This window comes from Bosea beijingensis (genome assembly GCF_030758975.1).
GTDB classification, from domain to species: Bacteria; Pseudomonadota; Alphaproteobacteria; order Rhizobiales; family Beijerinckiaceae; genus Allobosea; species Allobosea beijingensis.
This window is the reverse complement of record NZ_CP132359.1, coordinates 2,954,895-2,968,545: the sequence shown is the minus strand read 5'-3', so window position 1 is coordinate 2,968,545 and position 13,651 is coordinate 2,954,895. Positions and strand designations below refer to the sequence as shown.

11 protein-coding genes are annotated in these 13,651 nt (G+C 66.3%); 3 read left to right on the top strand and 8 right to left on the bottom strand.

What is annotated here, in order from left to right:
- From Q9235_RS14250 to Q9235_RS14220, 7 genes are all read right to left on the bottom strand, one after another.
- Nucleotides 1–780 (bottom strand): hypothetical protein, encoded by a 780-nt coding sequence (locus tag Q9235_RS14250; RefSeq protein ID WP_306222431.1) that lies wholly within the window; start codon nt 778–780, stop codon nt 1–3.
- Nucleotides 777–2,024 carry a glycosyltransferase family 4 protein gene (locus Q9235_RS14245; RefSeq protein ID WP_306222430.1) on the bottom strand — a complete coding sequence of 416 codons (1,248 nt, stop codon included), beginning with the start codon at nt 2,022–2,024 and terminating at the stop codon, nt 777–779. The genes Q9235_RS14250 and Q9235_RS14245 overlap by 4 nt, the downstream gene beginning before the upstream one ends.
- Nucleotides 2,021–2,860, bottom strand: coding sequence for a class I SAM-dependent methyltransferase (locus Q9235_RS14240; RefSeq protein ID WP_306222429.1), 840 nt, complete (start codon nt 2,858–2,860; stop codon nt 2,021–2,023). The genes Q9235_RS14245 and Q9235_RS14240 overlap by 4 nt, the downstream gene beginning before the upstream one ends.
- Nucleotides 2,857–5,151 carry a glycosyltransferase gene (locus tag Q9235_RS14235; RefSeq protein ID WP_306222428.1) on the bottom strand — a complete coding sequence of 765 codons (2,295 nt, stop codon included), beginning with the start codon at nt 5,149–5,151 and terminating at the stop codon, nt 2,857–2,859. The genes Q9235_RS14240 and Q9235_RS14235 overlap by 4 nt, the downstream gene beginning before the upstream one ends.
- A gap of 135 nt (nt 5,152–5,286) precedes the next feature.
- On the bottom strand, nt 5,287–6,081 hold the full coding sequence (locus Q9235_RS14230) for a calcium-binding protein (protein WP_306222427.1): 795 nt from the start codon (nt 6,079–6,081) through the stop codon (nt 5,287–5,289).
- A gap of 293 nt (nt 6,082–6,374) precedes the next feature.
- Complete coding sequence (locus tag Q9235_RS14225) at nt 6,375–7,733, bottom strand: HlyD family type I secretion periplasmic adaptor subunit (RefSeq protein ID WP_306222426.1); 1,359 nt, start codon at nt 7,731–7,733, stop codon at nt 6,375–6,377.
- Nucleotides 7,730–9,484, bottom strand: a complete 1,755-nt coding sequence (locus Q9235_RS14220) for a type I secretion system permease/ATPase (RefSeq protein WP_306222425.1) — start codon at nt 9,482–9,484, stop codon at nt 7,730–7,732. Before Q9235_RS14220 ends, Q9235_RS14225 begins: the two co-directional genes overlap by 4 nt.
- 446 nt (nt 9,485–9,930) lie before the next feature.
- Here Q9235_RS14220 and Q9235_RS14215 point away from each other — a divergent pair, with 446 nt between their 5' ends.
- Nucleotides 9,931–10,416 carry a MarR family transcriptional regulator gene (locus tag Q9235_RS14215; protein WP_306222424.1) on the top strand — a complete coding sequence of 162 codons (486 nt, stop codon included), beginning with the start codon at nt 9,931–9,933 and terminating at the stop codon, nt 10,414–10,416.
- Nucleotides 10,365–11,558, top strand: a complete 1,194-nt coding sequence (locus tag Q9235_RS14210) for a glycosyltransferase (RefSeq protein WP_306222423.1) — start codon at nt 10,365–10,367, stop codon at nt 11,556–11,558. The genes Q9235_RS14215 and Q9235_RS14210 overlap by 52 nt, the downstream gene beginning before the upstream one ends.
- Before the next feature lie 22 nt (nt 11,559–11,580).
- Here the strand turns inward: Q9235_RS14210 and Q9235_RS14205 are convergent, their stop codons facing one another.
- Nucleotides 11,581–12,486: a LysR substrate-binding domain-containing protein gene (locus Q9235_RS14205; protein WP_306222422.1), complete on the bottom strand. Its 906-nt coding sequence runs from the start codon at nt 12,484–12,486 to the stop codon at nt 11,581–11,583.
- 120 nt (nt 12,487–12,606) lie between these two features.
- Between Q9235_RS14205 and Q9235_RS14200 the strand changes: the two genes are divergently transcribed.
- Nucleotides 12,607–13,641, top strand: a complete 1,035-nt coding sequence (locus tag Q9235_RS14200; RefSeq protein WP_306222421.1) for an ABC transporter substrate-binding protein — start codon at nt 12,607–12,609, stop codon at nt 13,639–13,641.
- The last annotated feature ends 10 nt before the right edge of the window (nt 13,642–13,651 follow it).

Below are 13,651 nucleotides of genomic sequence, written 5' to 3'. Positions count from 1 at the left end.
TCAGCCTCCCCACAAGGTGACGGCGAGCGTGACGAAGGACATCACCGCGGCGAGCGTCGAGAGAAAACCGAGAATGACGGTGACCTGCCGGAGTGGCGCTTGCGCCTCCTTGCGGATGGCGGCCAGCCGATCATCGAAGGCGCGCAGCGTGCCGTCGAAGCGAAGCTGGAAGACGTCGAGTTCGCCGAGCCGGCGGACGATCTCGCTCTGGCTCTCGGTCTCGGCCTTGGTCGCCTCGGCCAGCGCGTGGTTCTCTTCGAGCCGCGCCGCGATGCGGTCGAGCTTCTCGTTGAGTTCCTTCTGGGCGAGCTGCGCGCGCCGGTTGAGCACGATCAGCATCTCGACCTTGTCGAAGAAGCGCGCCAGCGGCACCGCGATCGCCGCCTCCGCCGCGAGTTCGTCCGCTGCCGGCAGGCGCAGTTCCAGCTCCACGCCGGTCGCCGCGGAGACACCGACGACCGTCAGGCGGGCGCGGGCCGCGACCAGCGCCTCGTCGAGATCGATCGAGAAGGCATGCTTGCCGTCGCCGATGCCGTTGCGGCGCAGGTCGATCCGGCTCTGGTCGGCCTTGGTCTCGGCGACGACCTTGCCATCCAGGGAAATCCTGACCGTGATCGCCTCGTCGGGACGGGCCTCATCCCAGATCCAGCCATGCAGGCGGCTGCCGTCGAGGGCGTCGACCCGTCCGTTCAGGCGAGCGGGATTGACGTTGGGAAGGCGGACCTCGTTGTCCTGATCGGGGCGACGGACCTCCTGGTCCTGATACTGAGCCGTTGTCATGCGGCCTCCGCGAGCTTGAGATCATCGAAGAGGGCGAGGTGGCGGCCGGCGCAGCCGGCGAGCGTCGGCTGCTCGGCGATGCCGTGGACGAGGCGCTGCCAGAGGCCGGCCTCCTCCATCGCCCGGCGAAGGGTGCGGGCCAGTGCGGCCGGGTCGCCCGGCCGGACATGCAGCCCGTCGATCTCGTCGCGCACCATCTCGGCCATGCCGCCGATCGAGCTGACGATCGGCGGGCGGCGATGCTGGAACGCTTCCTGGATGACGAGCGGCGCGTTCTCCCACCAGATCGAGGGCATCACCACCCAGTCGACCTCGGCCATCAGGCCCGGCACCTCGTCGCGGGAATAAGGTCCGCAAGGGGTCACGACCCCCTCGGTGCCGGCGAGCGCGGTGTCGAGCGCGGTCGTGAAGGCCTCGCTCTGGAACGGCGCGCCGCCATGGATGCGCAAGGAGAATTCGGTTTCGCCGGAAGCGCGCAGCAATTGCGCCGCCTGCAATAGCGGCAACACGCCCTTCCAGGGATTGAGATTGCCGAAATAGCCGAAGCTGGTGCGCCGGCCCTGGCCAGGCCGGTGCGGCGCGGCCTCCTGGGCCGGGCGGGCATTGGCGATGACCTCGATCCGCTCGCCGGCTAAGCCCCAGTCGACATAGCGCTGGCGCAGGAAGCGGCTCGGCGCGACGAAGCGGTCGACAGCCGCCAGATGCGTCTTGATGAAGCGCTCGCGCAGCAAGAAGCGGTCGGAGCCGATCTCGGGGAAGCAGCCATGGCAGGCCGAGGGCGAAGAGCCCTTGCAGCGCTGGCGGTCGCCGGGCCGTACCATCAGCCCGTCATGATGGCAGATCGGATAATAGTCGTGCAGCGTCATCACGATCGCCGCCTGCGGCAGGAGACGGCGCGCCAGCGTCAGGAACTCGGCGCCGATCAGCACGAGATGATGGACGTGGATCACGTCCGGCCGGAACTCCTCCAGCAGCGTCGCAAGGTCCTGCAACGTACCGTAATGGTCGATCTGGCTCATGTGGAAGCGGTCGTAATGCTGGCTCCACAGCACCACGTCCTCGCCGATCGCCTGCAGCGCCGTGCCGGGATGCGGCCCGCGATGCATCGCGTTGGTCGCGCCGAGGAACAGCACCTCGCAGCCCTGCTCGCGATAGGCCTGCGACAGGTCATGCGCGAAGATCTCGGTCCCACCCGGATGAAGCGAGGGATGGTTATGCGCGACGACGAGGATGCGCCGGCTCATGCCACGCCTCCCGGACCTTTGCTCCCCGGTTTCGTCGCGATCAGCAGGTCCTGGTAATGCGCCGCGCTGATGCCGCGCCAATGCCCGGGCCTGAGCGCCTCGACAGTCAGCCCCGCCTGCGTCGCCTGTTCCAGCAGGAAACGGCTGTCGATACCGGCGGCCGCGAGCGGCGCCTCGTCGATCGCGTACCAGCCCGGCCCGTCCTGCCAGCGCTTGAACGAGAGGCGCTCCTGCCCCGTCGAGGTGCCGTCGATCGCGAAGGCGGTGAGGAAGAGGCGCCCGCCCGGCGCCAGCAGGCGCGCGGCCTCCTGCAGGTAAACCACCAGTTCGTCGGGCGGCAGATGCGTCGCGACCGAGGTCATCGTCACGAAATCGAAGCTGCCATTGGCGAAGCCGAAGCGGACCTCGATGCCCGGCAGCGAACCGGCCGGATTATAGAGCGGATGGGCGATGTCGAGCCGCTGGAAGCGGAAGCGCGGATAGGCCGGCGTGATCGTCTGGGCGCACCACAGGATACCCTCCATCACCGGATCGACACCGTCATAGCTGCCACGCTCGGGGTCGAGATATTGCGTCAAAGGCACAGCCATGCGCCCGATGCCGCAGCCGATATCGAAGACGCGCTCATGCGGCTTGAGCCGGCCGATGCGGATGAAATGGCCGAGGAACTCGGCACCGATGGCGCGATAATCGCCATCGCCGACGAAGATTGAATCCGGCGGCGGATGCGGCATGAAGCGGTTGCTCTGCAGCGAGGCCTGAAGCCAGTCGAGCTCCGGCCCGGCGGAAACCTCCGTCGAAACGGGCTCCGATGCGATCTGTCTCAGGGCGGTCATGCTGCGGTCGCTCTCCTGAAGCCGAAGCGGGGAACAAGGTCGGGTTCGCTGGGAACGGCGGGCGCCGGCAGGGCAAGCTCCGGCGCGGAGGTCGCGAAAGCCTGCATCAGCGCCTCGATCTGGGCGCCCCACCGCTGGCTTTGCAGCCAGGCATTGTGCTGGGAGGCGGCGCCGCGCGTGTAGTCGACGCTGCGCGCGATCGACTGCCGTTCGAGATGGTAGAGCGCGACATCCGGGACATAGAGGATGCCGAAGCCGGCGCGCCTGATCTTGAGGCAGAGATCGCTGTCCTCGTAATCGCCGATGACATAGCTCTCGTCGAAGCCGCCGAGCTCCTCGTAGAGCCCCCGCGCCATCACGATGCAGGCGCCGGTGACGCCCGGCACCGGCCGTTCGATATTGGCCGGCGCATAGCTTCCGGGCATGCCCTTGAAGTAATGATGGTTGAGCCAGGTGCCTCTGCTGTCGCGCTTGAAGAAGAGGCCTGCGTGTTGCAGCGAGCCGTCATCGTAGAGCAGCTTCGGACCGACGGCGCCGACCCGCGCGCCACGGTCGAGCCTGGCGATCAGCGCCGGGAGCCAGCCATTGCCCGACGGGATCACGTCGGAATTGACGAGGGCGAGTACCTCGCCACGCGCCTGCGCGGCGCCGGCATTGCAGGCGGCCGAGAAGCCGCCATTGCGCCGCATCGCCACGAGCCGCATCGGCAGGCCATAGGCGAGATGAAGGCCACCGAGCAGATGCGCGACCTCGGCCTCGTGCTCGGGTGAATCGAGCACATAGATCAGCTCGGCATGTTCCGCGAACCACCGGTCGCCGGCGAAGGCTGCGACCTGCACGCGCAGGAAATCATAGACCCGGTAGAGCGGAATCACGACCGAGGCCTTCGGCCGCCCCGGTGGCTGGCCGAACGTTTTGACCACGGGTTCCGGCCGGCCGTCGCGCAAATCCTCCTGACAGGCGGCGAGCACCGGCGCGAGCGTCGTCTCCAGCATCTCGGCGGTCAGGTATTGCGGCGGGATCGCCGCCAGCGCCCGCGCCCGGATCGTCACGGCGTCGGCCGGCTGTACCGGAGGGCGCAGCGTCAGCGTCGTCCCGGATTTCAGCTTGATTTCGCAGCGGGGCTGCAGCACCGGCGCTCCGCCGGCATAATCGGCCGCGAAACCGGCAAAGCCCGTGGCGGCGCGCGTCTCGCCATCGGCCCCGGTCGGCAGGCGCACGGGAAAGCGCTGCAAGCGCGGCAGCATCGCGATCGGCTCGCCATTGCCGCGATGGAGCAGCATCTCTTCCAAGAGATCGTCGGGATCGCGCAACCAGCCGCCGATCAGCAGCCCGGCCCGATTGCAGATGGCGAGATCGAGTTCGGCGGCGGGCAGGTCATCGCTGCGGCGGACATGCTGCACGGCGAGCGGCACGCGCCGCTGCATCTCGATGGCGAGCAGGCGGCCCTGCTCGGACAATCCGGCAAGCTGCTCGACCACCCAGTTGCGCAGGCCGTCGCGGCTCGCGGCCTTCCCCGCCCACCAGCGGCCGAGAGAGGGCGCGGATTGCCGGCCGGGCAGCGCACGCAGGACGAGCGAGCGCTCGCCCTGCAGGACGAGCAGCCCGCCGCCACGGCTCAGCGGCGCATCGAGCACGAGATGAACCTCGCGCTTGCCACTGCGGTCGGCCGCGCCAAGGCGGGATTTGAGATCGAGGCGCGTCAGACCCGCGCCGTCGAGGCGCACGACGCCCTGCATGGCGCCGAAATCGGCCGGCACGGCCGTCTCGAACAGCCACTGGCCGTCGACCAGCGCTGCGGTCGGCTGCATCGCCACCGGCTTGGGGAAGAGCGTCAGCAGGAACTGGCGCAGAAAGGACAGGTAGTTCGGGATCGCGGTGAGGCCGAACAGCGGTGGCCAGGCGCGAACCAGCGCATTGGCGAGCGTCAGGCGCGCCTGCGGAGCAAGCTCCTTGAGCAGCTCGGCCGGGTCGGCAAGGCCATGGACGAGCGTCGGATCGAAGCCGGCCGTCACCTCGCCCTGCAGGCCGTGATCGCTGAGGGTCGCGACGACATTATCATGCCCGGAGGAGCGGAAGGCTACGGCAAGCCGCTCGCGCCCGTCGCGCAGGCCAAGCGAGATCGAAGCCGCGGGCAGGCGCCGGCCGCCACCTGCGAGCGCGATCGCAGGCTTGCCGAAGGGCGAGGCCTCGAGCGTCCAGCAGAGCAGGAAGACCGAGCCGCCGAGGCGGTGGAGTTCGAGCTGGGCAGGCGGTGTGGTCGCCATCGCGACGGGCGCGAGAGAAAGCATTGGGGCGTTCCTGCGGCATGGAGAATCCCGGAGCGCTTGCGGAAAGCGGGGGGACACTTTCCGGGGGCGTATGCGCTCCGGGAGCTGCAAGCCCCTCGTCCGGCCGCTGCGGCCGGACGAGGGGCAGCATCAGGATCAGGCGACCGTGAAGTAGGAGTTCGGATCGGCCTGAACGTCGTCGGCGTTGACGCCGACCAGGGTCAGCGTGTCGCCATTGCCGAGGTCGACAACGGTGTTGCCGTTGACCGTGGTGGCACGCGCGGCCACGTCTTCCGCCGAGCCGATGCCCGTGCCGTTGATGTCGGACGCGATCTGCAGCATGTCCGTGCCGGCATTGAAGTCGAGCACGACGTCGTTGCCGCCGCCACCGGCGAACACGAAGGTATCGGCGCCGCCGCCGCCATGCAGCATGTCGTTGCCGGCACCGCCGAACAGCATGTCGTCGCCAGCGCCACCTTGCAGGATGTCGTTGCCTTCGCCACCGTTGAGGATGTCGGCACCTTCGCCGCCCTGCAGGATGTCATTGCCGGCGCCGCCCTGGAGGATGTCGTCGCCTGGACCACCTTGCAGGATGTCGTTGCCTTCGCCGCCGACCAGGACGTCGTCGCCGTTATTGCCGCGCAGGATGTCGTCGCCGGCGCCGCCGGAGAGGATGTCGTTGCCCTCGCCGCCGAACAGGGCGTCATTGCCCTCGTCGCCGGACAGGACATCGTCGTCGAGCCCGCCGAACAGGGTGTCGTTACCCTCGCCGCCGAACAGGGCATCGTTGCCGCGCTCGCCGAACAGGGTGTCGTCGCCCTCCTCGCCGAACAGCGAATCGACCTGGTCTCCGCCCTTGACGATGTCGTCGCCGGCTCCGGCGAGAATCACGTCACTGAACCGACTCCCAATCAAAAAGTCGTCGAATGCACTTCCTTCGATCGTCGCCATACGGCACCTCCTTAGCGATCTGATGGGCCTGGACTGTTCGCAACACGCCGCGAAGCAAAGAGCCAGGAACGTTTCCGACAGCTATCGATAGATCACGCTGCCGCTCGACAGCGGGAAGATTGCTCAATGATCGCGACGCAGCAAGAGATTTATTATGATCATTTTGCGACGCAACATGATTTGACCTTTATTTTACAATCAATAATTTATCTGTATTCTGGAAAATATACTTCCAAATTTGAAGTATTACCCAAACGCGCGAGCCATGCGGCTGACACGCAGCCGACGACCGCTCAATCCTCGCGGAACGCCCGGTTGAAGCTGTCGGTGATCGGCGAGAGCAGATAGTCGACCGCCCGGCGCGCGCCGTTGACGATCATGACCTCCGCGGTCATGCCGGCATGCAGCGTGACCTTGTAGTCCTTGAGGCTCTCCGGATCGATCTCCGCCCGCACCACGAAATAGGGAGCGCCCGTCTTCTCGTCGACGAGCTGATCCGGCGCGACATAGTTCACCTTGGCCTGCAAAGGCGGCAGCAGGCGCGAGTTGAACGCCGTCAGGCGCACGCGGGTGCCAGCCCCGATCTTCACCGCATCGATATCGCGCGGGTCGACCTTGGCCTCGACGATCAACGGCTCGTTCTCCGGCACGATATCGAGGATCGCCTCGCCCGCCGCGATCACGCTGCCGGCGGTCCGCATCCGGATATTGGCGACGATGCCTTCCTGCGGCGCGGTCACCACCAGCCGGCGCAAAACATCCTCGGCCTGCACGATGCGCTCGGTCACTTCCGAGAGCATGAGCTGGGATTCCTGTATCTCCCCGCCGATGTCGTTCTGCCGTTCGAGGCTGATCGAGAGGATTTCGAGATTGGCGCCCGCCATCGCCTGCTCGGCCTTGGCCTTGCGCGCCGCGAGCTCGCCGGCTTTGCCCGACAATTCGCTTTGCTTGGTCTGGAGCTCGACGAGCTGGCTGCGCTTGGCGTAGCGCTTCTCGTAGAGGTCGGCCATGATCTTGACCTCCTCGTCGATCAGCGAACGCTGCTGCGTGGTGGCATCGATCTGGGCCTTCAGCGCATCCGATTCGGCCTGGTGCTGCTCGATGACACGCTGCTGGATATGGACCTTGCCGTCATGGACCTGGGCACGGGACTTGAACAGGCCCTGCTCGGCCCGCAGCACCTCGCGCGCGATCGGCGACTCCATCTGTACGATATCGGCGGGAAAGACGATGGAAGCGGCGCCGGTCTGTTCCGCCCGCAGGCGTGCGAGCTTGGCTTCCAGGCCGATGCGCTTGGCCTGCAATTGCTGCAGCTCCGCACGCTGGCGCGCATCTTCCAATCGCAAGAGCGGCTCTCCCTTGGCGACCCGCTCGCCTTCGGCCTTGAGCAGGGTCTTGAGGATGCCACCTTCGAGATGGCTCACGGTCTTGCGCTTGCTGTCGACCGCAACGAGGCCCGGCGCCACGGCGGCATTGTCGAGCCGGGCCGTCACCGCCCAGGCGCCGAAGCCGCCGAAGCCGACGCCGATCGCGGCGACACCGGCCAGCACAAGATTGCGCAGGCTCGGCGTGCGCTCTTCATGGACATCGGTGACGTCGGCCTGAATCGTGAGCGAATGCTCGGGGCGCTTGATCAGGGACCGTCCGGTCATGCCTTCACCTCGCGAACCTGTGGGGGCGCGGCCGGAGCCTTGGCCGCCGGATCGATCTCGACCCGCCCGCCGGGCGTGATCATGCCGGCGATCTCGCCGCGCGGGCCGAATTGCTGGACGCGGCCTTCACGCAGCACGAGCAGCTTGTCGACGACCTGCATCACCGAGGGGCGATGCGCGATCAGCACGACGATCGCGCCGCTCTCGCGCGCCGCCGCGATGGCCCGGATCAGACTCTGCTCGCCTTCGGCGTCGAGATTGGCGTTGGGTTCGTCGAGCACGATGAGCCGCGGCGCGCCGTAGAGCGCCCGGGCCAGGCCGATGCGCTGGCGCTGGCCGCCGGAGAGGTTGAAATCGCTGTCGGCGACATTGGTGTCGTAGCCGAGCGGCAGGCGGCCGATCAATTCGTGTACGCCGGCGACACGCGCCGCTTCCAGGATGGCATGAGGATCGGGCTCGCGCATGCGGGCAATGTTCTCGGCGATCGTGCCGTTGAGCAGCGAGACCGATTGCGGGAGATAGCCGACCATCGCGCCGAAGGAGCCGCGCTCCCACAGATAGGTGCTGTGCCCGTCGAGATAGACGCCTCCGACATTCGGCCGGAGCACGCCGACGAGCAGGCGCGCCAGCGTCGATTTACCCGCGCCGGACGGACCGACGACGCCGAGCACCTCGCCGGGCTGCAGCGAGAACGAGATGCCCTTGATCACCGTCTGCTCCTGGCCGGAGGGCGCATAGATCACGCGGTCGACCACGAGCTCGCCCTCGCAGGGCGGCGTCGGCACGGTCTGGCGCTGCGAGCTGCGGCCGAGCATGAGCTCGCGCACGCGCTTCCAGGCGGCGGCGGCGAGCACCCATTGCCGCCAGTCGGTGATCATCGAATCGAACGGCGCCAGCAATCGGCCGAGCAGGATGCTCGCCGCCATCAGCGTGCCCGCCGTGACCTCGTTGCGGATGATCAGGATGGCGCCGGTCGCATAGACCGCGAGCTGCATCGTCATCCGCGACGAGCGCGTCACGGCGGCGATGAACTTGCCGCGCCGCGTTCCCATGTCGAGCTGCTCGATCATCGCGAGCTGCTGCCCGCGCCAGCGCTTGGCCAGAGCCGGCAGCATGCCCATCGCCTCGATCGTCTCGGCATGGCGCAGGCTGGCGCCGACCTCGTTGATGCTGGCGACCCCGGCCTCGTTCGCCTCCTTCATGACCCGGCGGGTCAGCATGTCCGAGAGCGCGCCGAGCAGGAGCAGGATGATCAGCGAGGCGAGGCCGACCAGCCCGTAGACCGGGTGAAGGGCGAAGAGCACGGCGAGGAAGATCGGCGACCAGGCCGCCTCCAGCGGCGTCGCGATCGCCGAACTCGCGATGAAGAAGCGGATATCGTTGAGATCGCGGATCGCCTGTGTCGCCTGGCCCGAGCCCTTTTCCAGCGATGAGCTCACCGCCGCCTGCAAGGCCGGCAGATTGAGCTTGCGCGCGAAAATGCTCGCCATCGCCTGGAAGGTCAGGGAGCGGATGAACTCGATCGTGCCGTAGAGCACCAGCGCTCCGACTGCGATCACCAGGAGCATCGTCAGCGTGTCATGGCTGCGGCTGACGATCACGCGGTCCTGCACCTGCATCATGAACAGCGGGACGGTCAGCAGCAGCAGGTTCACGCACAGGCTGAGGAAGCCCGCGTAGCTGAGGCCGCCGACGAACGAGCGTTGGAGATTCCGGATCAGGGCGTCGGGCGCCGGCGTCACAGCCTTCATGCAAGGCTCCGAGAATGAGGGTGCGTTGAGTCCGAGAAGGCTGGGGGTGAAAACCCGTCGTCGGCCCGGCAACGAGACATGGAAGGAGTGTCAAGATTATGACAGATTAGAAGCGTAGCTCATCGACTCAGAGCGAAGCAAATAAGGCCGTAATATGAGAAACTTTGAATTTCGAAACAGTTTATGCCTATCACAAGAATACTACAATCTTATCTATTGGCTCACGTAGATGGCATGTGCTTTGCCTATAGGCTTTTTGAAAACAAATGGAGGCTAACCGAATGGATTGTTTAATTTTCAATCAGGTGGGGTAAGGAATGCACTTCAAATTGCACGGCGGCGAGCAATTCACAGGCAGTTCCATGAACGGCCACCATCCGGCGAATGGTTCCGCGGCCCTCCACGAGGTCCCCGATCGCCGAATTTCCCCTTTTGACCTGGCGCGGGTGATCGAACGGGTCAGCCGGCGCTTCCTCGACTATCTCCGGCTCGAACTGGCCAAGCTCGGCATCGACGACATCTCGCCTTCGCAGGTGATGGTGCTGATGACGATCGGACAGGGCGAGATCGCGGTCCGCGATCTGCTTGACCGCGGGCATTACGGCGGCTCGAACGCATCCTATAATCTCAAGCAACTGGTCGAGAACGGCTATCTCGACCGTGGGGCATCACCGCGTGATCGCCGGCAGGCCCGTATCTCGCTCTCGCTCAAGGGCCAGATGCTGTGCGAGCGGCTGCGCCTGCTCGACGAGGCCAGCCAGTTCGGCCAGCGGCTCGAAAGCAACCGCGAGACCGACCTGAACACCACGCACGAAACCCTGCGCCAACTCGAACAGTGGTGGAACGACGCGCTCCGCTACGGCGGAGTCCTGCTCGCATCATGCATGTCCTATTCGTTCATCGCGCAGGATCTGGTCAATTCGCTGCTCTGATCGGCAGCCTCGTCGCCGAGGGCGTCGAGGTCACGCTGATCACCGAACGCCCGGCGCAGGAGGCGCCGGGCGTGCACCAGCTCGTCTATTCCGTCGACGAGACCGCGACCCAGCATCCAGCCCTGGCGGCCACCGAATATCACCTGCGCACCGGCGAGGCGGTGGCGCGCCTGATGGAGCGCCTGAAGCGCAGCGACCCGCCGGATGTCGTCCTCGGTCATATCGGCTGGGGCGGTATGCTCTTCGCCCGTGACGCGCTGCCCGATGCGGCGCTGATCGGCTATTGCGAATATTATTACCGCAGCAGCGGCTCGGACCTCGATTTCGGCGTCGACGAGCCGGTTCCCGCGGCCGACCGGCAGCGTGTGCGCATGCGCAACGCCGCCCAGCATCTGGCGCTCGATACGCTCGATGCCGCCTATGCGCCGACGCAATGGCAGCGGCGGCAATATCCCGCCGCCTATCGCCAGCGCATCGCCGTTTGCCATGACGGCATCGACACCAGCTTCTGCCGGCCCGATCCGGGGGCTCCCTTCATCCTCCCCGATGGTCGCGCTCTGATGCCGGGCATGCCAGTGGTGACCTTCGTCGCGCGCGATCTCGACCCCTATCGCGGCTATCCCGAGTTCATGCGGGCGGCGGCGCTTGTTGCGGAACGCGTTCCCAACGCTCTCTTCGTCGTGGTCGGCGGCGACGGCTCTGGCTATGGCCGCCCCCGTTCCGACGGCAATAGCTGGCGCGAGGCGATGTGCGCGGAGACCGGGCTCGGCGATCGGATCGTCCATATCCCCTGGCTGCCCTATGAGAACCTGATCCGGCTGTTCCAGGTCTCGGCCGTCCATGTCTATCTCACCGTGCCCTTCGTGCTGTCCTGGTCGCTGCTGGAAGCCATGGCCTGCGGCTGCCTCGTCATCGGCTCCGATACCGAGCCGGTGAAGGAGGTGATCCGCGACGGAAGCAACGGCCTGCTCGTCCCCTTCCATGACGGCGAAGTGCTGGCGGAACGCATCGCGGAAGCGCTGGCGAACACGCGACTGATGCGGCCTCTTCGCCGCGCCGCGCGGGAAACCGTGATCGCCGGTTACGAGCGCGAGCGCTGCATCGCCCGCCAGACCGGCTGGATCCATCAGTTCGGAGATTAGACCCGGTCTCTGCGCAGCCCTGTCACGCAACCGCGGTGCCGGCGAAATCGAGCGCCGCCGTCCGGACCGTCTCCGCGAAATCCTGCGCGACGGCGGAGCGGAATCGACCAGCACCCCAGATAATGGCGATGTCGTAGGTGACAGACGGCCTGAGCGGGCGCACCTCGACGCCCTTGCCGCGATACTCCTCGGCCGTGAACGGATCGACCACCGAAAGCCCTGCCCCGGCCGCCACGAGCCCGCAGGCGATCATCGACAGCGGCGTCTCGACGCGAGTCTGACGCGCAACCCGATGAGCCGAGAACAGGGCGTCGATGCGGTAGCGCAATTGCGTCGATTGCTCGAGCGAGATGAAGGGCTCGTCGACGAAATCCTCCGGCGCCAGCACGGCCTTGGCCGCGAGCCGATGCCCGGTCGGCAGCACGGCGACCGGCGCCATCGCCGGCAGGATCTCGATGTCGATGCCGGGGAAATCCAGCGGCAATTGCGCAAAGCCCAGTTCACAGAAGCCTGACGTCACCCAGTCCACCACCTGCGACGAGATGCTGCCGTAGATCGCGATCTCCAGGTCAGGCTTCTGCTTGAGATAGCTGCCGACGACCCGCGGGAGAAAGCCGACATTGAAGGCCGGCAGCGCCGCGACGCGCAATGAACCCGCCCGTCCGTCGCGCAGGTTGCGCGCGGCATTCTCGATGCGCTCCAGCCCGACGAACTGGCGCTCGACCTCACGATAGAGCGACAGCGCCTCGCTCGTGGGCACCAGCCGCGCCCCGCGCTTCACGAAAAGCGGCAGGCCGAGCGCATATTGCAGGTCCTGGATCAGGCGTGTCACGGCCGGCTGCGTGACGTTGAGCGCCTGCGCGGCCGCAGTGATGCCGCCGGTGACGATCACCGTCCGGAAAGCCTCGATCTGGCGTGGATTCAGCATGATCGGCCCCCTCAAGCCGGACATAACATTTCGGCATGGCTCGCACGAAACATTCGATTTGACCAGTTCCAGATCAGCCCCGAACCTAACGGCATCACTCGAAAACGAGGAGGGGATCCCATGAAACTCGCCATCACATTTGCTCTTGTCGCCGGAACTGCGCTCGCCGGCTCCACCGCCTTCGCCCAGCAGAAGACAATCTACGTCGCCGGTTACGGCGGCTCCTACGAGCAGACCATGCGCAAGGAGGTCATTCCGGCCTTCGAGAAGCAGGCCAACGTCAAGATCGAATACGTCGCCGGCAATTCGACCGACACGCTCGCCAAGCTGCAGGCGCAGAAAGGCAACCAGCAGATCGACGTTGCGATCGTCGATGACGGCCCGGCCTATCAGGCCGTGGCGCTCGGCTTCTGCGGCACGCTGACCGACGGGCCCGTCTACAAGGACGTCGCGCCGGTGATGAAGTTCAAGTCGAACAAGGGCGTGGGACTCGGCCTCGTCGGCACCGGCCTGTTCTACAACAAGAAGGTCTTCGACGAGAACAAATGGCCGGCCCCGACCTCGTGGAACGACCTGAAATCGAAGACCTACGGCAAGAAGATCGTCAGCCCGCCGATCAACAACACCTATGGCCTGCACGCGCTGATCGCCTTCGCCCAGATCGGCGGCGGCGGGGAGAACAATATCGAGCCGGGCTTCGAGGCCTTCAAGAAGGACATCAATCCGAACATCGTCGCGTATGAGCCCTCGCCGGCGAAGATGACCGAGCTTTTCCAGAGCGGTCAGGCCGTGCTCGGCGTCTGGGGTTCGGGCCGCGTCAAGGCCTTCGCCGATACCGGCTTCCCGGTCGAGTTCGTCTATCCGAAGGAGGGCGGTTTCGCGCTCGGCTCGGCTGCCTGCCCCGTCGAGGGCTCGAAGAATGCGGCCGAGGCCAATGCCTTCATCCAGTTCATGCTCTCGCCCGCCATCCAGAAGATCATGGCGACCGGCGCCGGCTTCGGCCCCGCCAACATGACCGTGACGCTCACCCCGGAAGAGCGGAAGGGCCTGCCCTATGGCGACGAGGTCAAGGCGCTCAAGGCGGTCGATTGGGACATCGCCAACGCCAAGCGCGAGGAATGGACCCGCCGCTGGAATCGCGAGGTCGAGCGGTAAGGCATTCCGC